16 protein-coding genes are annotated in these 19666 nt (G+C 73.5%); 8 read left to right on the forward strand and 8 right to left on the reverse strand.

Going from position 1 to position 19666, the window contains the following annotated elements:
- From DEJ51_RS01440 to DEJ51_RS01450, 3 genes are all read right to left on the reverse strand, one after another.
- Positions 1 to 2769: a helix-turn-helix transcriptional regulator gene (locus DEJ51_RS01440; protein WP_223835614.1), complete on the reverse strand. Its 2769-nt coding sequence runs from the start codon at positions 2767 to 2769 to the stop codon at positions 1 to 3.
- Positions 2770 to 2982: 213 nt separating this feature from the next.
- Positions 2983 to 4752: a S8 family peptidase gene (locus tag DEJ51_RS01445; protein ID WP_150261625.1), complete on the reverse strand. Its 1770-nt coding sequence runs from the start codon at positions 4750 to 4752 to the stop codon at positions 2983 to 2985.
- A gap of 447 nt (positions 4753 to 5199) precedes the next feature.
- On the reverse strand, positions 5200 to 5949 hold the full coding sequence (locus DEJ51_RS01450) for a DUF1838 family protein (protein WP_150255553.1): 750 nt from the start codon (positions 5947 to 5949) through the stop codon (positions 5200 to 5202).
- A gap of 354 nt (positions 5950 to 6303) precedes the next feature.
- Between DEJ51_RS01450 and DEJ51_RS01455 the strand changes: the two genes are divergently transcribed.
- On the forward strand, positions 6304 to 7470 hold the full coding sequence (locus DEJ51_RS01455) for an ATP-binding protein (protein ID WP_150255555.1): 1167 nt from the start codon (positions 6304 to 6306) through the stop codon (positions 7468 to 7470).
- Between the two features lie 42 nt (positions 7471 to 7512).
- Here the strand turns inward: DEJ51_RS01455 and DEJ51_RS01460 are convergent, their stop codons facing one another.
- Positions 7513 to 8496 (reverse strand): phosphotransferase family protein, encoded by a 984-nt coding sequence (locus DEJ51_RS01460; RefSeq protein ID WP_150255556.1) that lies wholly within the window; start codon positions 8494 to 8496, stop codon positions 7513 to 7515.
- A gap of 82 nt (positions 8497 to 8578) precedes the next feature.
- Here DEJ51_RS01460 and DEJ51_RS01465 point away from each other — a divergent pair, with 82 nt between their 5' ends.
- The 3 genes from DEJ51_RS01465 to DEJ51_RS01475 all read left to right on the forward strand — a co-directional run bounded on the left by DEJ51_RS01465 (position 8579) and on the right by DEJ51_RS01475 (position 10997).
- Complete coding sequence (locus tag DEJ51_RS01465; protein ID WP_150255558.1) at positions 8579 to 9574, forward strand: DUF1996 domain-containing protein; 996 nt, start codon at positions 8579 to 8581, stop codon at positions 9572 to 9574.
- Between the two features lie 83 nt (positions 9575 to 9657).
- Positions 9658 to 10269, forward strand: a complete 612-nt coding sequence (locus DEJ51_RS01470) for a sigma-70 family RNA polymerase sigma factor (protein ID WP_030725819.1) — start codon at positions 9658 to 9660, stop codon at positions 10267 to 10269.
- Entirely contained in the window at positions 10266 to 10997 is a 732-nt protein-coding gene (locus DEJ51_RS01475; RefSeq protein WP_150255560.1) for an anti-sigma factor family protein, read from the forward strand. Before DEJ51_RS01470 ends, DEJ51_RS01475 begins: the two co-directional genes overlap by 4 nt.
- 433 nt (positions 10998 to 11430) lie before the next feature.
- Here the strand turns inward: DEJ51_RS01475 and DEJ51_RS01480 are convergent, their stop codons facing one another.
- Both DEJ51_RS01480 and DEJ51_RS01485 read right to left on the reverse strand, forming a co-directional pair.
- Complete coding sequence (locus tag DEJ51_RS01480) at positions 11431 to 12162, reverse strand: hypothetical protein (RefSeq protein WP_150255562.1); 732 nt, start codon at positions 12160 to 12162, stop codon at positions 11431 to 11433.
- A gap of 9 nt (positions 12163 to 12171) precedes the next feature.
- The gene (locus DEJ51_RS01485) at positions 12172 to 13587 is read right to left on the reverse strand and encodes a hypothetical protein (protein ID WP_150255564.1); all 1416 of its coding nucleotides are present in this window, start codon (positions 13585 to 13587) and stop codon (positions 12172 to 12174) included.
- A 147-nt stretch (positions 13588 to 13734) separates the two neighbouring features.
- Here DEJ51_RS01485 and DEJ51_RS01490 point away from each other — a divergent pair, with 147 nt between their 5' ends.
- From DEJ51_RS01490 to DEJ51_RS01505, 4 genes are all read left to right on the forward strand, one after another.
- Positions 13735 to 14640 (forward strand): RimK family alpha-L-glutamate ligase, encoded by a 906-nt coding sequence (locus DEJ51_RS01490; RefSeq protein ID WP_150255566.1) that lies wholly within the window; start codon positions 13735 to 13737, stop codon positions 14638 to 14640.
- The gene (locus tag DEJ51_RS01495) at positions 14637 to 15434 is read left to right on the forward strand and encodes a RimK family alpha-L-glutamate ligase (protein WP_150255567.1); all 798 of its coding nucleotides are present in this window, start codon (positions 14637 to 14639) and stop codon (positions 15432 to 15434) included. The genes DEJ51_RS01490 and DEJ51_RS01495 overlap by 4 nt, the downstream gene beginning before the upstream one ends.
- Positions 15435 to 15554: 120 nt before the next feature.
- Positions 15555 to 16409 (forward strand): DMT family transporter, encoded by an 855-nt coding sequence (locus DEJ51_RS01500; protein ID WP_150255569.1) that lies wholly within the window; start codon positions 15555 to 15557, stop codon positions 16407 to 16409.
- A 42-nt stretch (positions 16410 to 16451) separates the two neighbouring features.
- Positions 16452 to 17507, forward strand: a complete 1056-nt coding sequence (locus tag DEJ51_RS01505; protein WP_150255571.1) for a zinc-binding dehydrogenase — start codon at positions 16452 to 16454, stop codon at positions 17505 to 17507.
- 368 nt (positions 17508 to 17875) lie between these two features.
- On the opposite strand, the gene DEJ51_RS01510 is transcribed toward DEJ51_RS01505, so the two are convergent.
- Both DEJ51_RS01510 and DEJ51_RS01515 read right to left on the reverse strand, forming a co-directional pair.
- Complete coding sequence (locus DEJ51_RS01510) at positions 17876 to 18658, reverse strand: Asp/Glu racemase (RefSeq protein ID WP_317852305.1); 783 nt, start codon at positions 18656 to 18658, stop codon at positions 17876 to 17878.
- A gap of 9 nt (positions 18659 to 18667) precedes the next feature.
- Entirely contained in the window at positions 18668 to 19573 is a 906-nt protein-coding gene (locus DEJ51_RS01515; protein WP_150255572.1) for a fumarylacetoacetate hydrolase family protein, read from the reverse strand.
- Positions 19574 to 19666 lie beyond the last annotated feature (93 nt).

A 19666-nucleotide genomic window follows, 5' to 3' on the forward strand; every position in this document is an offset into this window, starting at 1 on the left:
TCACCGCGTGCGCAGCGCGGTGGCCAGCTGGGCCCGTGAGCGGACGTCGAGCTTCTGGTAGATACGGGTCAGCCGGGCCTCGACGGTCTTGACGCTGAGGAACAGCTTCGCCGCGGCCTCCTGGTTGCTGGCGCCCTGGCTGACCAGCAGCGCGAGCCGGGTCTCGGCCTCGGTCAAGGACGCGGCCGCCGGTACCCGCACCCCGGCGCCGTCGCCGGGGGCCGGTTCCCTGGCGAGCTCCGTCCAGGGGGCGGCGCCGGCGCGGTCGAAGACCTCGGCAGCGGCCCGCAGTGCCGCACGAGCCGGTGCCCGCCGGCGCCTGCGGCGCTCCACCCGGGCCAGGGCGAGCAGCGTACGGCCGCGTTCGAGCGGCAGCCGGAGGGCGTCGAAGCGCTGGGCCGTGGCCTCCAGCAGGTGCACGGCCGCGTCGGCGTCGCCCTGCGCGGACAGGCACAGGCCGCGGGCCCGGTCGAGGGCCGCGACGACCCCGGTACGGCCGAGCCCGACGGCGACCGTGCGGACGGAGGACAGCAGCCGGGCCGCCTCCTCGGGCGCGTCGGCGGCGATCAGGGCCTCGGCGAGCTCTCCGTGCCAGCGCAGGATCGAGGGGTCCACCACCTGCTGGGCTGCCTCCAGCTCGGCGACCCGGCGCAGGGTGGCGACGGCCTTCGCCGCCTCTCCCGTGGCGAGTTCGACCAGGCCGAGCGCGTGCAGGCTGCGGGAGAGGAAGACCTGGTCCTGTTCCTCCTGCGAGGCCTGGATGCCGCGCCGGGCGTAACCCGCGGCCCGGGCGAAGCTGCCGCCCATGGCCTCCGCCATCGCGGCGACGTACCAGGCGGGGCCGGGCGAGAGGCCCGCGTCGATCGTGAGCTCCAGGGCCCGGCGGGCGTGCGCGGAGGCGGCCTCGCACCGGCCGCTGCGCAGTTCGACCTCGGTGAGGCTGCGCAGGACCTCGAAGACGTCCTCGGCGGAGCCGGTGCGCTGGACGGCGGGCAGCAGGACCATCAGCTGACGGCGGGCGTCGTCGAGGCCGTCGTCGAAGAGGGCGTGCCGGACGGCGAGGTACTGGGGCGCGTTGCGCATGCCGAGCGGCACCTCGGGCGCGGGCAGGGCGAGGGCCTCGGCCAGGATCGCCTCGGCTCCCGGGTCGCCGAGGATGCGGCCCATCCGGGCCCGTACGGTCAGGGCCATGGCCTCGGCGACCTGGTCGCCGCCGAGTGCGGCGAGCGCCCCGGCGCGGGCGGCGGCGTCGCGGGAGCGGACCGGGTCACCGTCGCTGAGGTTGTGCTTCCAGGCGATCCGCAGCTGGACGGCCGCCTGGAGCGAGGGGTCGCCGGCGGCCTCGTCCATGGCGTACGCGATGGTCTCGTCGAGGGCGCCCAGGGCCTGCCCGGCCGCGTCGATCACGGCGAGCCGGGCCCGTACCCGGTCGGCGGGCGAGGCGTCGCGGGCCAGCACCGCCCCGGTGGCGCGGCGGGCGAGATCGGCGCGGCCGGACCAGCCCGCGTCCTCGGCGGCGGCGACCAGGCGGGCCAGTTCCTCGCCGGCCAGCCAGGACGGCGTGCGTTCGGCGGCGAGCAGGCCCAGTTCGGCGGCGAGGGCGCGCTGTCCCCGGCGGCGGCAGGCGGCGGCGGCCTCGGTGATCTCCTCGGCGAGCCACTGGTCGGGGGTGTCCACGGCCAGCGCGCGGTGGCGTACGGCCTGGACGGGATCGTCGACGGCGGCGGCCAGGGCCGCGTGTCCGGCGGCGCGTTCGGGCCAGCCCGCGTCGGCGGCGAGGGCGGTGGGCAGGGCGCCGGCCGTGAACTCCACGGAACCGTCCTCGCCCACCCTGACCAGCGCGGCCCGTTCCGCCTCCGCCAGCTCGGCCTCGGCGTCGGGGCGGCCGGCGCGGCGCAGCAGGGAGATGGTGGGGCGGGTGGCGAGGGCGGCGAGCAGCAGGGTGCGGCGGGCCTGGGCGGGGGCGGCGGCGAGGAGCCGGCGGGCCACCTCCCGGGCCTGTCCGGAGACGGGCAGGGCGTCGGCGTGGTGGGCGCTGCTGTCGCGGGCCTCGGCGGCTTCGGCGAGGGAGTGGCCGAGGGCGAGGGCGAGGCGCGGGTTGCCGCCGCTGGCCTGGTGGATCCGGCCGGCCAGGCGGGCCGGGAGGCCGTGGCGGACCAGGAGTTCGGCGACCTCGTCGGCGCCCAGCGGGGGTACCCGGATGGCGGGGACGCCGGGGCCGCAGAGGGGTTCGCCCACCGGGACCCCGCCCTGGACGCATTCGGCGACCAGGACCCGCACGCGGGGCGGGGTGAGGCGCAGGGCGAAGCGGAGCAGGTCGGTGCTCTCGGCGTCGAGCCACTGGGCGTTGTCCAGGACGAGGAGGACGGGGTCGCGTTCGGCGAGCGTCCGCAGCACCTCGACCACGGCGAGGCGCAGGGCGATGTGGTCGCGGCCGGCCCGGGGGGCGTCGGCCTCGCGGCGCAGGAGGGCGATGGCGGTGCGCTGGGGGCCGGAGAGCCGTTCCAGGGCGCCGCCGGGTACGGAGGCGAGGAGGGCGGCGGCGGAGGCCTCGGGTATCCATTGGTCGGCGGCCTCGGGGGCGAGGCACAGCACGGTCTCGCGGCGCGACTCGGCCGCGGCCGTGACGGCGCGCACCACCTCGGTCTTGCCGGCGCCGGCGGGTCCGGTCAGGAGCGCCCGGCCGTGCGCGGTCAGCGCGCGGTCGACCGCCTTGATCAGTTCTCCGTGTCCGACACTTGTGTCAGCGTGCCCCGTCGCCGCCACCACGCACAGCCACCAGCCTCTCGATCCCCAGCTCCTGTGCCCTTCCTGTGAGAGGCGACAATACGAGGTCGAGTGGCGGGCGACCACGGATTGTGACGCAGAAATCAGTCACGTCCCGGGAAAACCCGTCGGACCTGCCGATACGAGGTGTATCGGCAGGTCCGCGGGTTTGGCTTGGTCCGTACTATCTGACCGTCAGGCCGAGTTGGCCCCTGGTCAGAAGGTCAGGTTCCAGGAGTCGATCTTGCCGGTGTCGCCGCCGGCGTTGTCGTTGACCCGCAGCTTCCAGGTGCCGTTCGCGACCTCGGAGGAGGCGTTCACGGTGTAGACCTGGTTGATGTTCGCGGTGCTGCCGCCGGAGCGGTTGTGCAGGGTGTAGACGCTGCCGTCCGGGGCGACCAGGTCGACCTTGAGGTCACCGATGTAGCTGTGGACGATGTTCACGCCGACCTTGAGGGTGGCCGGGGCGTTGCCGGTGACACCGGTGACGGTGATCGGGCTCTCCACGGTGCTGTTGTCCGCGATGGCGTAGTCCGTGGTGTTCTCGCGACCCGAGGTGGGCGGGGTCGAGGTCACGGCGGCGACGGTCGCGGCGGCGTCGGCGAGGCCGGCGCCGCAGCCACCGGTGCAGGTGCCGGGCAGCGGGCGGGCGTTGGTCTTGATCGCCGACTCGATCTGGGCCGGGGTCAGCGAGGTGTTCGCCGACTTCAGCAGGGCGGCCAGGCCCGCGATGTGCGGGGCGGCCATGCTGGTGCCCTGGTAGGGCTTGTAGGACTCGGCACCGGGGGTGGTGGTGCCGGCGTTCAGGGTGGAGAGGATCGCGTTCTCGGGGGTGGTGACGGTGCCGGGCGTGTCGGTGGCGCGGCGGGTCTCACCGCCCGGGGCGGCGATGTCGATGATCGAGCCGTAGTTCGAGTAGTACGAGCGCTCGCCGGCGCGGTTCGTCGACGCCACGTTGATCACGTTGTTGCAGCTGGCGGGCGAGTAGCCGGACGCGTTGGCGTTGCTGTTGCCGGCGGCGACCACGACGGTCGTGCCGCGGGCGACGGCGGCGTTGATGGCGTTCTGGTAGCTGGTGCCGCAGGCACCGGGGCCGCCGAGGCTCATGTTGATGACCTTGGCGGGGGTGGCGTTGGCCGGGACGCCCGCGACGGAGCCGCCGGACGCCCAGGTGATCGCGTCGACGATGTCCGAGGTGGCGCCGCCGCACTTGCCGAGCACGCGGACGGGCTGGATCTTCGCGCCGTAGGCGATGCCGGCGACACCCTTGGAGTTGTTGGTGGCCGCGGCGATGGTGCCCGCGACGTGGGTGCCGTGCCAGGAGGAGGTGCTGGCCTTGGAGCCGACACCGCACTCGCCGTCGGTGGCGTTCCAGTCGCCCTCGTCGGCCGGGTTGCTGTCGCGGCCGTTGCCGTCGCGCGCCTCGGAGGAGGTCGAGATGAAGTCGTAGCCGGAGACGATGTTCGGCGCGACGTCCGAGTGGGCGACGTAGCCGGTGTCGATCACGGCGACGGTGACGCCGGAGCCGGTGGTCTTGTCCCAGGCACCGGGGACGTTCATGCCGGCGGTGGGCTCGAAGAGGTCCCACTGCTTGGCGTACTCGGTGTCGTTCGGGGTGACGGCCATGGCGTAGGCGCGGGTGTCCGGCTCGACGTAGGCGACGTCCGGGTCGGCGCGGAACTGGGCCATGACGTTCGCCGCGTCGGCCGGGGCGGTCGCACCACCCAGGTTGACGAGGGCGGCGCCGGTGCCGAGGCGGCGGTCGAACTTCGCCTTCTTGCCGGCCTTCTTGCCCTTGGCGTTGGCGTCGTCCGCCGCCGCGGTGTTCGAGCTGGCCTCGGTGGCCGAGGCCTTGTATCCGACGATGAGGTTCTCGACCGGAGCGGTGGGGGCGGCCGTCGCCGCCGGTGCCGCGCCGGGGTTCTCGACGGCCGCGGCCACCGACGCGGTGGCGGTGGCGGAGCCGGCGAGCAGGGTGACGGACATGGCCACCACGGATATGAGCCGACGTCTTGAAGCGTGCACGTGTTCCCCTTCGAGGGCCGTTTCCGGGCAAGCCGGAGCGGCCGGTCAGTGCAGTGTGGGAGGTTCCGACGGCCGCGGGACCGGGAGCGAGTTGGTCGAGCTCGCCCCGGCCTCCGCCGCGCGCCACGTCGCCCGAGCCGCAACGGCGGGGCCGGGCAACGGCGGTCCCGGCTCTCCCCCCGACCGTGCGGCCTTCACGCCATGTGGGGTTGGCGTGTGTGCCGTAGGGTCAGGGGAAGATCGCCGGTGGGCAGACAGTAGGCAACACGGGGATGAACTCGATACGGGGAAAACCCTTGTCCGGCCCCTGCGGCTCCCCCCGGGGGTCCCTCGGCAGGGGCGCTGACCAGGCACGTTCGAGATCCGCGCGGTCGCCGCGCGAATCCGGGAGCAGGAGCGGAACCGGCCCTACCGCGGCGGGAAGAGCCTGCGGAAGTACGTCCAGCTGGTCTCGTTCGGCTCGCTCCACTTCTCCGGCGCGTGGGCGAATTCGGGGTGGTGCTCGGCGACGTACGCGCGGGTGCGCTCCGGGACCTGCGCGTACGAGTCCAGCTTGCGGCCGCGGCAGTGGTAGGTGAGGCCGCCGGGGCGCTGCCCCTGTTCCATCCAGGGCAGCCAGGGAGACATCCGGGTCCAGGACATCGTGGCGGGGACGCTCACGGCGTCCGTGGTCAGGGTGGCGGCGGGCGCGAAGAACTGGAACAGCTCCAGGGCGCGGTAGGTGTCGTCGGCCGAGTGGGCCGGGTACTGCGCGACCGGCAGGGGCGAGGGGTAGGCCAGCGGGATCTCCAGGCTGAAGCAGACCTGGTCGTCCAGTTCCGTCAGGGGGACCGGGAAGGGCCGCCACTTCTGGTTGGCCGGATCGTTCCAGACGTGGATCACGGGCTTGTCCTGCCAGGTCTCGAGGATCTCCCGGGTCCCGGGGTCGAGGTAGAACGCGGCCTCCCTGGACAGGAGCTGGTAGCCGCCGGTCTCCTCGTCCACCACCAGGCGGGCGACGTTGAGCCCTTCGAAGCCGAAGAGACGCCGGTAGGGCTCGCCGGGGGCCCAGGCGTGGACGTCGCCGGTCCACCAGTAGGTGACCTCGGCGCCGTCGAGCGAGGCGCGGGTGCGGGCGAACGCGTGCAGGAGCTCGGCGGGTGTCAGCTCTGATGTCATACGCCCCACTGTGCGCGGTCGCCGCACGGCCGGACAAGCGGCCCCACGGACAACGTCGGCCCCGGCGGTGACGGTTCATGCCGTTCGGCGCCGACGAGCGGAGCTGGATCCGCCTCACGCCGGGCTGGCGCACACCGGAATCAGGCACCTCGGGGCCGCCGGGAACGGGGTCGTGCGCGGCCCCGGCGGGCCCCCGGACGCGCTTTTGCCGCGGCGCCCCACCCTGGGGCCGACCGGCTCCGGGCAGCCGCGTACCGACCCGCCCAGGCGCTCGCCAAACCCACCCTGACCTGGTGTTTTCCTTGAATCCACCTAGGCTGTGGAGATCTGCCGGACACCATCGGAGGGGACCTCATGAGTGACGAAGCGATCAAGTACGACGCCAGCCACATCCAGGTGCTGACGGGGCTCGAAGCGGTCCGCAAGCGGCCCGGGATGTACGTCGGCTCGACCGGCGAACGCGGCCTGCACCAGCTGGTCTTCGAGGTCGCGGACCGGGCGGTGGACGAAGCCCTGAGCGGCCGCGCCGGCCGCGTCGACGTGACCCTCATGGCCGACGGCGTCGTACGGGTGGCCGACAACGGGCCGGGCATCCCCTTCGGGGCCGCCGAGGACACCGGCGGACCCGGCCTCGAAGCGCTGTTGACCGATCTGTCGGCCGGGGCGGGGCCCGGCAGCCGCCGAGTCGTGACCTTGAGCCTCTTCGGTCTTACGCCCGCCGTAACCAACGCCCTCTCCAGCCGGCTGACGGCCGAGGTGCGGCGCGAGGGCATCCGCTGGGTCCAGGAGTACGCGTGCGGTGTCGCCGTCGCCCCGCCCGCCGCCACGGGTCCGGCGACGGGAAGCGGGACCTCCATCACCTTCCGGCCCGACGCCACCCTCTTCGAGACGACGGAGTGCTCGTTCGCCGTACTGGCGGAGCGCTTCGAGGAACTGGCCTTCCTCAACCGGGGCCTGGACCTCTCACTGACCGACGAACGCCCTCCGGGCGGCCCCCAGACCGCGCGTTTCCGGTTCCCGGGCGGGGTGCGGGACTTCGTCGCATCGATCCGGGCTCGGGCGGGGACGGTCGTGCAGACGGACGTCATCGGCTTCGAGCGGGAGGACCCGCGGATGGCGGGGACGATGGAGGTGGCCCTGCGGTGGTGCGGCTCCCGCGAGGAGCAGGTCCGGAGCTTCGTCAACAGCATGGCGACCCCCTACGGCGGCACCCACGAGGCGGGCCTGCGCGACGGGGTGGCGGCCGCGCTCGACGCGTACGCGCGGGCGCGGGGGCTGCTGACGGCGGCGGAGCCCGGCCTCGGCGCCGACCGCGTCGGCGAGGGCCTGACGGCGGTGGTGTCGGTCAAGCTGGACCGCCCCGAGTTCGTGGGCGCCACCCGCGGGGAGCTGGACAACGCCCCGGTGCGCGCGTGTGTCGGGGAGGCCGTGCGGGAGCACCTCGGTGCCTGGCTGGAGCAGAACCCGGAGCAGGCGGAGGCCGTCGTCACCGAGATCCTCCGGGCCGACGCCCTCGACTGAGTGCCCGTGTCCCGGCCGGCAGGCCGGCCGGGACACGACGGTTCAGGCGTACCTCTCGAAGAGGGCGTGGACGTAGTCCTCCAGTCGCTGCGTCAGGACGCGGGCCGTCAGGTCGGTGCGGCCGAGTTCGCGCCAGGGCACGGCGACCTTCTCGGCGTCCGGAGCGAAGCCCAGGGCGTCCAGGAGGCGCCAGTAGAGGTGGGCGGCGCGGTCCTCGGTCAGGGTTCCTCCCGCAGCGGCGTAGCGGTCCGCGAAGCCCATCCCCGCGGGAACCCCGTGCAGCAGGGCGAGGGCCGTCGAGCAGTGCGCCACGTCCAGGTCGGCGGGCCCCCAGGAGGTTTCCACCCAGTCGACGACGCCGCTGATCCGCAGGTCCGCGTCCGCGCCGGTGAACAGGACGTTCCCGGGATGGAAGTCCCGGTGCAGGAAGCGGCCCCGGTACTCCGGCGGATCCCGGCGGATCACGTCGACCGCCCGCTGCCAGAGCTCGGGCCGCCCGGTGTCCGCGGGCGGGGTCACGCGCTCGGGAGAGGTCCAGGCCTGATAGGTGCGGGGCCGGTGTCGCTCGGCGACGGGCAGCTGATGGATCCGCACGAGCTGGCGGGCCAGCAGTGCGGCGCGCTCGTCGGCGCCCTGGTCGTCCACCCGCACGGTACCCGGCAGCAGGGACATCAGCAGGGAGGGGTGGTCGCAGTACTGCGCCGTCGCGTCCACCGCCACCGGCGTGGCCGCGGGCACGTCCGTGTCGCCGAGCAGACGCAGGATCGCCGCTTCACGGGTCAGCAGGCCCTCCGCGTGCCGGGCGTAGAACGGCTTGACGAAGGACCGCAGGACGAGCGAGCGCCGGCCGCCCGGGCCGCCGAGGTCCAGACGCCGCATCTCCGACGTCCAGCCACCGCGCAGACGTACGGCCCGCTCGATGCGTTCGGCCCCGGGTAACCCCTTCTCCACCCAGGCGCGCGTGGCGCCCCAGCCCTGCTGTTCGAGATCCGTGCCCATGCCGTCGGCCTTCTCGTTCGCATTCATGACAGGAGCCTATGCGCGGCCTCGCGACCGCCATGCGGATGCCAGGTTGACGACGGCGACGTCACCGGCAACCGTGACCGGCATGTGGAACGAACACCGGCTGCTCACTCTCGCCCTCTGCCTGGTCCTGGGCGGCGGGCTGATCGCGGCCGTACTGGGGGCGTCACGTGCGGTCGGTCCGCGCGCCGGGGCGGACGGGCGGCCGGCGGCGTCCGACTACGTGGACATACGTGACGTCCCGCGCGTAGCGCCGCCCGCTCCCCTCCCGGGGGCCGAGGGATCGGCCGGGTCGGTGGTCGTGGATTGCGGCCGCAACGAGGAGGGTCACTACAACGAGGACAACCTGGTGGTCTCGCCGGGTCTGCCGGGCGGCGCGCATCACACGCACGCCTACGTGGGGAACCTCTCCACCAACGCGCTGTCCACGGAGGCCTCGCTGGACGCGGCCGCCACCAGCTGCGCGGGCGGCGACCGGTCCACGTACTACTGGCCCGTCCTGCGCCGCCCCGACCGCCCAGGCACGCGCGAGCACGAGGACGCGGCGGGGCACGGGAACGTCGGCGAGATCGTGCCGGAGACCTCCGTCCTGGTGGAGTTCCGCGGCAACCCCGTGAGCAAGGTGGTGCCGATGCCGCGCTTCCTGCGCGGGATGACCGGTGACGCCGTCGCGTACACGGCCCGCAGCGAGGCCGACGTCCGCGCCCGCTGGGGGTGTTCGGGCTCGCCGGACCGGGCCACCACCCGCTACCCGCGCTGCCCCGCCGGCGAGCGCGTCACCCGCACCCTGGTCTTCCCCAGCTGCTGGAACGGCCTCGACACCGTCGGCGTCACGCACCGTTCGCACCTGTTGTTCACCGCCGCGAACGGCGTCTGCCCGAAGGACACCTTCCCGGTACCGGAACTGCGCGTCTCCCTGGCCTACGAGATCCCTCCGGGACTGAAGGTGGCCCTCGACTCCTTCCCCGAGCAGCGGCACAGCCCGAAGACCGATCACGCCATGTTCGTGAACGCGATGACCGACCGTCAGATGGCCGCGGTCGTCGACTGCATCAACGAGGGCCGCGACTGCCGGATCTGAGTGACGCAGGTCACGTGAACCGAATCCGTCCCGGTGGCGTGTTCCGACCGCACCACATATGCGAGGAAGACGGAGAGGGTGAGATGGCCGGACCACTGTGGCCCCGCACTCGGCGGGGCTCGACCGATGAGGCACTGATCAAGTCGGTGTACGAGGAGCACGGTCACGCCCTGCTCGCGTACGCCACCCGGCTGACCGGGGACCGTGCCGCCGCCGAGGACGTCGTACAGGAGACGCTGATCCGGGCCTGGCGCCACTCCGAGGTGCTGGTCAACGGAAAGGGCTCGGTGCGCGGCTGGCTGCTCACGGTGGCCCGCAACATCATCACCGACCGCTACCGGGCCAAGGCCGCCCGGCCGCCCGAGGTCTCGGGGGCCTCGTCCGCCCCTCCGGTGGAGGCGGACCACGCCGATTCCGTGGTGGACAGCATGACGGTCCTGGGGGCCCTCGACCAGCTGTCACCGGAACACCGCGACGTCCTGAAGGAGTTGTACTACCGACAGCTCAGCGTCGCGGAGGCGGCCGACAGCCTCGGCATCCCGGCGGGTACGGTCAAATCTCGCTCGCACTACGCCCTCAAGGCGCTGCGCGACGTGTTCAAGAGCGACGGATTCAGGGACATCGGTTCCAGAGAAGGAAAGCGATCGGGCAGGCCGCCCCAGCAGCCCGCCGGACTGCGTGAGGTGGTGGCATGAACCGGCAGAGGCACGAGGAGGAACTGCTCGGCCCCTACGTACTCGGTGTCCTGGACGCCGTGGAGATCCGCCGGGTCGAGGAACACACGAGCGGATGCGTGCAGTGCCGGGAGGAGGTGGCCGCGTTGCGCGAGATGGAGGCGGCTCTGGGCGAGGTGCCCGACGAGGCGTTCCTCGACGGACCACCGCAGGGCGGTGACCTGCTGCTCCAGCGCACCCTGCGGCAGATGCGCGGGGAGCGGGCCGGTGACTCGCGCCGTCGGGCTGGCATCGCGGGCCTGGCGGTGGCCGCCTCGCTGGCCGCCGTGTTCTGGGCAGGGACACAGCTGGGTGCGGGCGACCCGGATCCGCAGGCACTGCCCGTACCGCCGGCTCCGACGGCCACGGCGAACCCTTCGCCGCCGCCCGCCGGGACCAGGACGCTCTCCGGGACCGATCAGGTCTCGGGCGCGCGGATGACGGTACAGATGACGCCCGCAGCGAAGTGGGTGCGGGTGCGTGCGGCGGTCACCGGAGTGCCGCAGGGTGAGCGGTGCAGGCTCGTCGTGGTCTCCAGGAACGGTACGCGCACCACCGCCGGGAGCTGGGTCGTGGGCGGCCAGGAGAACGGCGGGGGCAAGGGCGCGGCGCTGGACGGTTCGGCGGCCGTGGACCCGGCGGACGTCAAGGCGATCCTCGTCGAGAACGAGTCCGGCCGGACGTTCGTGTCCGTACCCGTCCCGGCCTGAGCGGGCCGGGACGCCGCGGGCGGGCCGCGGGCCGGGCCGGGAACGTGACGGAGCCCGGGAGCATATCCAGCTCCCGGGCTCCTGTTTGCCACCCAATTGCGCACACCGGCACGTTTAAGAGTCGCGGATCATTCTTAGATCGACGTGTTCTACCTTTGAACTACCGCGCCACGAGGAGAGGCACAGGGGGGACTTGAACCCCCATCCATCGATGATCGTCCACGCTCGGTCGATCCGGTGTTCGGCGGCGAATACTGAGACTGGAGCGAGAATCTGAGATTAACGGGGCCGCCTCTACCACTTGGGCCAACCCGGCTCGTGATGCCGGGTGAGGGATTCGAACCCCCAACTGACACCCCAGTTCAGCTTCAACATCAGTTTCAGCTTGCGCTCTCGCGCACCCCCTGCAGACATGCAGAGGGAGTCTTCGGGGCTACCGGAACAGGTAGCCGAACACCGCGTCGCCGACCCGCTGGTCGGTGACCTCGGCGCTGTTGGCCTCCTCGCGGGCGAACTTGACGGCCTGCTGGAGCTTCTCCACGCGGTCGATCAGTTCGTTGACCCGCCGGGCAGGGAGGGCACCGGAGAACTTCACGGTCGTCCAGTACCCGACCGGAACGTCCTCGTAGTAGACCTCGACCTGCGCCGGGTGCTTCTCGGTGGCCTCGGCCTTCACGTGGTTGCGCGGCACCTTCTTGGTACGGATGGTGCGCACGGGGTCGGTCTTCCAGGAGTCCGTGGACGGGTCCAGGTTCCAGGATTCGGAGGCGTCCAGCACCGGCAGCTTCCGGACGAAGGTGTGCATGTCGGTGAGCTGCTTCTCCAGGAAGAGCAGGTACGGCACGGGCACCTGCGCCAGCAGGACCGTTCCGTCCACGACGACGTCGGCGGCCGCGGTGCGGTTGGCCCAGTCCTTGGTGGCCGTCACGTCGAACAGCCGCGTCAGGGTTCCGGCCGTCGCCCGCAGCACGTCCTCGGCCTTGACCTGCACCCGGGTGGACTCGGGCGGCAGCTGCTCGCCCTCCTCGTCCTTGGGCTGGTAGGTCCGGGAGATTCCGGCCAGCAGGGCGGGCTTCTGGACGTCGTGGTGAGCCTGGGTGAGCTCCTGGAGGGACTTGGACTTGACGCCCTTTTCCACTGCGATGATCTGATTCAGCTTCGGCACGCGATCAACCTAGCAGCCGTTTGTACGATCATTCATCCGGATTTCCGGCACCTCCGCCCGGTCCAGCAGCCGGCGCATGTCCTCGGGCGGGAGCGCGGGATTGGCGGCCGCGGCGGGGGCGGTTTCCGGGTCGGCGAGCAGCTCGCGGATCCGGGCCAGCGGGAGCCGGGGGTCCCGGCCGGCGGAGCCGCGCGTAGCGGGGTCCCGGCTGAGGCGGTCGAGGAGTTCCGGTTCCAGGCCGGGGTCGCGCAGGGCCAGCAGTCGGCGCTGGGGGTCCGGCGAGTCGCCGAAGCGGGCGGCGAGCCCGGCGGCGGGGAAACCCGGCCGGGTGACGAGCATGGCCACGGACCGGTGGGTGCCGTTCAGGTAGAGGTCGAGGAGCAGCTCGGGGGGCGGCTCCGGGTGGAACTCGGCGAGCAGCAGCCGCACGGCGAAGTCCTCGTCCGCCGCAAGCAGTTCGACGGCGTCGGCGGGCAGCCCCGGGCACACCGCCGCGCTGCGGCGCAGCCAGGTGTGCGCGGACCGGGCGCACTGCCGCAGGAATTCGGCGTCCTCGCGCCGCTCCCACACCCAGTCGAGCGTGCCCAGACGCGCCTCGGCGTCCACGGTGTAGTCAACGGCGGCACGCTCGGCCTCGCTCAGCTCGGGGCGGGCGGACACGACCAGCCGGACCGCCGGGTCGGGGTCGGCGGCGAGGCGTGCCACGAGGTCGGGCGGAAGCGAGGGGTTACCGGCGAGCGCCGGAAGGTGTTCGCCCTCGGCGACCAGGCGTTCGGCGAGGTCCCGGGTGAGCCGGCCGGTCTCCAGCACGCGTTGCACCCGCCACGAATCGGCCAGTTCCCCGATGAGCCAGGCGGTCCGTTCCCCGTCCTCGCGGCAGACCTGTTCGGCGGCCGCGAGCCGCACCTCGCGGTCGTCGTCGTGGAGCAGGCGATCGCGCGCCGCGCCGGGCAGCTCGTGCCATGCGCCGCGGCACGCTGCCAGGCGGAACATCGGATCTTCGTGACCGGCGAGCCCCGCCAGGACGTGGGCGGGCGGCCCGGCCCACGTGAACAGCTCCTGGCGCACCAGGGCCTCGGGGTGGTCCAGCAGCCGCTCGTACGCCCAGTCGGGCAAGGGCGGCACCGGCCGCCGGTAGGGCATGGGACCTACGGCGAGCATCAAGTGGACCGACTTGGACGGGTCGTCGACCAGCCGGGCCCGCTGCTCGGGGTCGGCGTCGGCGTTCTCCGCGAAGGCGGTCCGGACGCGGCGGTCCGGGTGCACCAGAACGGCCTCGATCACTTCCTGCGGCAGAACGGCGCGCCGCGCAACCTCTCGCCGCAGGTGTTCGTCCTCCTGACCTAGCAGCCGCAGCAGCACGTCCGCGGGCGCCGCCTTGTTGTACGTCAGCGCATGCATCACATCGGTCCGCCGGTCACCCATGTCCCGTCCTCCCCCGCCCAGCCGAAACGGGAAGCCTACAAGGAAGCCCACAGCCGGACCGATCATCACATTGCGGTCCATGACATCCTGTGGCGTCACAACTCGCCGGACGGTATCGGCGGACGTCCGGGAAATTTGGGGAAGGTCATGAGGCTCTGCTTCCTGGTGGAGGAGCACTACCGCCACGACGGCATGCCGAACGAGGTGATCCGGCAGCTGACCGCGTGGGGGCACCAGGTCGACGTCGTGCGCCCGGGCGGCTCGCTCCTGCGCATGACCGAGGTGGTGGACGCGGGTGCGCACGACGCGTGGGTCCTCAAGACGGTGTCCGGCGGCCCGGGTCTGACGCTGCTCGAAGCCGCCGCCGCGGCCGGGACGACCACCGTCAACGACGCCCGGTCGATCCGTGGCGTCCGGGACAAGGCGCTGGCCGCCGCCCTCGGGCGCGGCCGGGGGCTCCCGCTGCCGCCGACGTACGCCGTGGCCGTCCCCGAACTGCTCAGGGAGGTCCCGGCGGCGGAGTACCCGCTCGTCGTCAAACCCGCCGACGGCAGCTCGGGGCGGGCCGTGCACCTGGTGTCCTCGCCGGAACGGCTGGAGGCGCTGCTGCCCGTACTCGCGGGCGAAGGCCTGCTCATCGCCCAGCCGTACGTACCCAACTCGGGCACGGACATCAAGGTGTACGCGGTCGGCGGGGAGCTGTTCGCGACGGAACGGTGCTCGCCGCTGCACCCCGACCCGTCGGTGCGGGAGCGCCGCGTGCCGCTGTCGGCCGAGGTGGCGGCGATCGCCGCCCAGGTGGGGGCGGTCTACGGTCTGGACCTGTACGGCGTGGACGTGCTGCTGGGCCCGGACGGGCCGGTGGTCGTCGACGTGAACGACTTCCCGAGCTTCCGTCAGGTGCCGGACGCGGCCGCACGGGTGGCCCGGGCGGTCCTGGAACTGGCGCGGGCGGGCGGCCGCGCACAGCCGCCGGAACCCGTGGCGCTGCCCCGTCCGCTGCCCCTGCCGATTCCGGCGCAGGTCTCGGCCATGGGGGGCGACGGCGCGTGAAGATCGGTCTGATCACCCCGGATCCCGGGCATCCGCTGCTGGCGGACACCACGGCCCTGCTGGCACCGGAACACGAGGTGGAGGTCCTCGACCCGGTCACCCTCGGGGACGTCCCGCTGCCGCTCGCCGAGGTGTACCTGCTGAAGTCGCGGACCCCGCACGCCCTGGGTCTCGCGCGTTGCCTGGAACGGCGCGGAGCGGTCGTGCTGAACTCCGCCTCGGCCACCGCGCTGTGCCAGGACCGTACGGAGATGGCCGAGCTCGCCCGGCGGGCCGGACTGCCCTTCGCCGGGACCCGTACCCACGACTGCCTCGGCACCTGGGCGGCCGGGGCCCGGATCGACGCCCCCGTGGTGGTCAAGAGCCGGCGCAGCCGCCGCGGCGACCTCGTCGCCCGCGTCGACGACACGGCCCGCCTGCGGGAGTTGGCCCGGGAGTGGCCGAACGAGCCGGTCGTGGTGCAGGAGTACGCGCCCAACAGCGGTTGGGACCACAAGCTGTGGGCCATCGGGGACCAGGTGTTCTCGGCCCTGCGCCGGTCGGAGCTCTCCCCCGGGGGCCGTGGCCCCACCCGTCCCCTGCCGCTGGCGGAACTGCCGTCCGGCTGGGCCCCTCTGGTGCGCGAGGTGGGTGCGGTCTTCGCCCTGGACGTCTACGGGGTGGACGTCATCGACACCGGCGGCGGGACGCCGCTGATCGTGGACGTCAACGCCTTCCCCGGTGTCCGGGGCCAGGCCGGTGCCCCGGAGGCGCTCGCGGAGCTGGTCCTGCGCCGGGCCGCGGGGCGGGTGTAGGCGTCTCCTTCGGATCGTGCCGGCCGCCGGGCAGGTCCGGACGGGGGAATGCGCGGGGCAGGACGGCCGTGGCCCGGTGTCGTGGCGCCGGGGGGCGGCGGGCGCCGTGAGGATCGGGGCATGGGCGTCGTCCTGCCGGTCCTCTTCGCGCTGTTCGCGGCGTTCAGCAACGCGCTCGCCACCGTGCTCCAGCGGCGCGCGGCGCTCACCGTGCCGCAGAGCGACGGCTTCCGCATCGGTCTGGTCCTCGACCTGCTGCGGCGCCCGCTGTGGATCGGCGGCATCCTGGCCGTGATCGCGGCGGGGGCCGGGCAGGCCCTCGCGCTGGCCACCGGCGCGCTGGCGCTCGTACAGCCCCTGTTCGTGCTGGAGCTGCCGCTCGCGCTGCTGATCGCCTCGCTGATGACGCGGCAGCGGCTGCCGCGGGCGCTGTGGCTGGCCGTGGCGGGGGTGGTGGCGGGGCTCGGGGTCGCGCTCGTGGCCGCCTCGCCGATGGGCAACCGGACGGACGTGCCGCCCGAGCGCTGGGTGGTGGCCCTGACGGCGAGCGCGGTCGTCGTGGCCGCCCTGGCCGTGGCCGGGCTGCGGCTGCCGCCGGGCCGCGCCCGGGCCGGCGCTCTGGGCGCGGCCACGGCCGTCTGTTACGCGCTCACCGCAGCGCTGATGAAGTCCGCGGTGCACGTCCTCGACGACGACGGTTTTGTCGCCTTCCTGACGACCTGGGAGACGTACGCCTTCGGGGCGAGCGGCATCTGCGCCCTGCTCCTGCTGGAACACGCCATGCAGGGCGGCCCGCTGGTCGCCTCGCAGCCCGCGCTGACGCTCGGCGACGCGAGCATCAGCATCGCGCTGGGGGTGGTGCTGTACGAGGAACACCTGCGGTCGGGCTGGTGGCTGCTCCCCCAGCTGCTGGGCATCGCCCTGATCTGCGCGGGCGTGATGGCGCTGGCCCGCGCCGGGGAGGGCGCGCCCTGAGACCGGGTAGCGTGCCGTCCGGTCGAGCGGAGGGCGGGATCCATGCGAGCGGTGGTCTTCGAGCGGTACGGCGAGCGGGCCGAGGTACGGGAGGTGGCGGAGCCGGCTCCGCCGGCGGGCGGCGTGGTGGTGCGGGTGGAGGCCACCGGGCTGTGCCGCAGCGACTGGCACGGCTGGATGGGGCACGACCCGGACATCGTGCTGCCGCACGTCCCCGGGCACGAACTCGCGGGTGTGGTCGAGGCCGTGGGGACCGGCGTCGTGAACTGGCGGGCCGGCGACCGGGTCACGGCGCCGTTCGTGTGCGCCTGCGGGAGCTGCGCCGACTGCGCGGCCGGTGACCACCAGGTGTGCGCCAGGCAGACGCAGCCCGGTTTCACCCATTGGGGGTCCTTCGCGCAGTACGTGGCCCTGGACCACGCCGACGTGAACCTGGTGGCCGTGCCCGAGGAGCTCTCGTACGCGACGGCGGCCGGTCTCGGCTGCCGCTTCGCGACCGCGTTCCGGGCGGTGGTGGCGCGGGGCCGGGTGGCGGCGGGCGAATGGGTGTCCGTGTACGGCTGCGGTGGGGTGGGGCTCTCCGCGGTGATGATCGCGGCGGCGGCCGGGGCCCGGGTGGTCGCCGTGGACACCGCGCCGGGGGCGCTGGATCTGGCGCGGACGTTCGGCGCCGTGCACTGCGTGGACGCCCGGGACGGCGCCGACACCGTGCGGGCCGTCCGGGAGGCGACCGGCGGGGGCGCGCACCTGTCCCTCGACGCCCTGGGATCCCCGGCCACGGCGGCGGCGTCGGTGGCCGGGCTGCGGCGGCGCGGACGGCACGTGCAGGTGGGACTGCTGCCGGCGGCGGCCGGCGCGGCGGCCCTGCCGATGGACCGGGTGATCGGCTGGGAGTTGGAGCTCCTCGGGAGCCACGGCATGGCGGCGCACGCGTACCCGCCGATGATGGAGATGGTCCGGGGCGGGGTGCTGCGGCCGGACCTGCTGGTCACCTCGACGATCCCGCTCGACGCGGCCCCGGCGGCGCTGGCCGCCATGGGAACGGCGGCCGGGGGCGGAGTCACGATCATCCTGCCGGGAGCGGACGCCCGGACCTGACGCACGGTCACCCGGGCTTTCGGGACCGGTGGCGGCGGGGACGTGTGCGGACCCCTGACGGCCCGAAGTCCCGGCCGTCTCCTTCGGGCCTTGTCGACAAAGCCCTCCGGCGTCCGACGCTTTGGGCCTCGCCGGGCCCGCCAGGGCCGAAGGGAGGCTCATGGCAGGACGGAGGGGCGCCCGTGCCCGCGTACGGGACGTACCCCGGCGCGGTGCCGGGGGCCTCGGGCCCGGCGGGATCCGGGAGCGCCGGTCCGGGGCGCCCCACCCGCGCGGGCCGTGCTGGTCAGGGGCAGCCGGGGCCGGGGCCGCGCGCTCGGCGCCGGCAGCCGTCCCAGCTCCCCCTGGACCCCGCCGCCCCGCCGGGCTCAGGCAGTCGGCAGCGGGGTCCGGGCGTACGCGCCGGAGAGCAGGTGGCCCGCCCCCGGTGCCACCGCGTCCAGGTCCAGGGACCGCAGCAGCTGGTGGGCCGTGCAGACCGCGGCGGACACCACCGGCTTGCCCAGGAGCTGCTCGGCCTCCTCGACGGCGCCGAGCGAGGGCATCTGCACGCAGGCCGAGAGCACGACCGCGTCGGCATCGGCGTACTCCAGCTCCCGTGCCAGACCGGGCAGCCTGGCCGGGTCGTGGGCGGCGACGTCGAGGTTGTCGGGGATCTCCAGGGCCTGGTGGTCCAGGACCTCGATGCCCTCGTGCGTCAGGTAGTCCACGACGGTCCTGGTGAGCGGGCGCATGTAGGGGGCCAGCAGCACGATCTTCCGGGCACCGAGGGTGTGCAGTCCGTGGACGAGGGCTCCGGCGCTGGTGACGACCGGGGCGGGGGCGCCGTTCTCGGCGGTCCGGGTGTGCAGGCGCTGCTCCGAGGTGCGGTGGTAGCCGAGGCCCATGCTCATGATGGCCACCAGGCAGGCGTAGCCGAGCACGTCGACCCGGGCGTCGGAGAGTTCCATGGCGCAGCGGTCGGAGTCGGCGTCCATGGCCCTGAGCTGTTCCGGGGTCACGTGGGTCATGCGCATCCGGCTGGAGTGGAAGGTGAAGCGTTCGTCGGGTGCGACGGCCTGGCGGGCCCGGAGGATGGCCGGGACCTCCGTCTCCATGGTGACGTTGGAGCTCGGCACGATCTGGCCGATGCGGTAGGTGCGGGGGGACATGTTCGCTCCTCAGCGGGCGTCGACGACGGGGTTGGTCAGGGTGCCGATTCCTTCGACCGTGGCTTCGACGGTGTCGCCGGGCCGCAGGAACTCGGGCGGGACCATGCCGGCGCCGACACCGGACGGCGAGCCCGTCGCGATGACGTCTCCGGGTTCCAGGGTCATGCCGGAGCTGATGTCGGCGATGAGGCGGGCGATCGGGAAGAGCATGTGCCGGGTGTTCGACTTCTGCTTGGTGACGCCGTTGACGCGCAGCGAGAGGTCGAGGGCCATCGGGTCCCGGATCTCGTCGCGGGTGACGACCACCGGGCCGAAGGGGGCGTAGGAGTCCTGTCCCTTGGAGAAGAACCACTGGCCTGAGCGGCGCTGGTCGCGGGCGCTGATGTCGTTGACGATGCTGAAGCCGAAGACGTGGTCGTAGGCCTGCTCCTCGCTCACCCGGAAGGCGGGGCGACCGATGACGACGGCGAGTTCGCACTCCCAGTCGAGCTGGGTGGTCAGGTCGGCGTCGTGCAGGATCGGCTGGCCCGGGCCCGTGACGGCGGTGGCGGGCTTGCCGAAGAGGACGGGGCGCGGTGGCAGGTCCTTGTCGGTGTCGAGGCTGCGGCTGGACTCCTCGACGTGCTCGGTGTAGTTGAGTCCGACCCCGATGATCTTTCCGGGGCGCAGGGGTGCGCGCAGGGTGACGTCTTCGAGGCGGTGCACGGCCTCGGCGGGCCAGGCCGAGGGTCCGGCGGCCAGGAGTCCGCGCGCGGTCTCCCGGGCGGACGGGCCGGCCTGGATGAACGACAGCAGGTCCAGGGGCAGGTGCGCGCAGGCCCGCCGGGCCAGGGTGGTGAGGTCCACGACGAGGTCGTCGACCTGTGCGCCGAGACGCACGGAGGCATCGTGGAGGGTGTAGCTGAGCAGCCGCATGGGGGCTCCTTGCGTGAGAGAGGGGGCGCCGGTCGGGGCGGTGCGGGGCGGTGCACCGCCCGGACCGGGGCTCCGCCGTACCGGGGCCGGTGT

Origin of the sequence: Streptomyces venezuelae (assembly GCF_008642275.1) — a bacterium.
Lineage (GTDB): Bacteria > Actinomycetota > Actinomycetes > Streptomycetales > Streptomycetaceae > Streptomyces > Streptomyces venezuelae_E.

Coding starts and splice junctions, on each gene's coding strand:
- DEJ51_RS01445 (WP_150261625.1), bottom strand. CDS start 4,752: ATGTCCGTCACCCTGCTCGCCGGCTCCGCCACCGCCACCGCGTCGGTG.
- DEJ51_RS01450 (WP_150255553.1), bottom strand. CDS start 5,949: ATGACATCAGAGCTGACACCCGCCGAGCTCCTGCACGCGTTCGCCCGC.
- DEJ51_RS01455 (WP_150255555.1), top strand. CDS start 6,304: ATGAGTGACGAAGCGATCAAGTACGACGCCAGCCACATCCAGGTGCTG.
- DEJ51_RS01460 (WP_150255556.1), bottom strand. CDS start 8,496: ATGAATGCGAACGAGAAGGCCGACGGCATGGGCACGGATCTCGAACAG.
- DEJ51_RS01465 (WP_150255558.1), top strand. CDS start 8,579: ATGTGGAACGAACACCGGCTGCTCACTCTCGCCCTCTGCCTGGTCCTG.
- DEJ51_RS01470 (WP_030725819.1), top strand. CDS start 9,658: ATGGCCGGACCACTGTGGCCCCGCACTCGGCGGGGCTCGACCGATGAG.
- DEJ51_RS01475 (WP_150255560.1), top strand. CDS start 10,266: ATGAACCGGCAGAGGCACGAGGAGGAACTGCTCGGCCCCTACGTACTC.
- DEJ51_RS01485 (WP_150255564.1), bottom strand. CDS start 13,587: ATGGGTGACCGGCGGACCGATGTGATGCATGCGCTGACGTACAACAAG.
- DEJ51_RS01490 (WP_150255566.1), top strand. CDS start 13,735: ATGAGGCTCTGCTTCCTGGTGGAGGAGCACTACCGCCACGACGGCATG.
- DEJ51_RS01500 (WP_150255569.1), top strand. CDS start 15,555: ATGGGCGTCGTCCTGCCGGTCCTCTTCGCGCTGTTCGCGGCGTTCAGC.
- DEJ51_RS01505 (WP_150255571.1), top strand. CDS start 16,452: ATGCGAGCGGTGGTCTTCGAGCGGTACGGCGAGCGGGCCGAGGTACGG.
- DEJ51_RS01510 (WP_317852305.1), bottom strand. CDS start 18,658: ATGTCCCCCCGCACCTACCGCATCGGCCAGATCGTGCCGAGCTCCAAC.
- DEJ51_RS01515 (WP_150255572.1), bottom strand. CDS start 19,573: ATGCGGCTGCTCAGCTACACCCTCCACGATGCCTCCGTGCGTCTCGGC.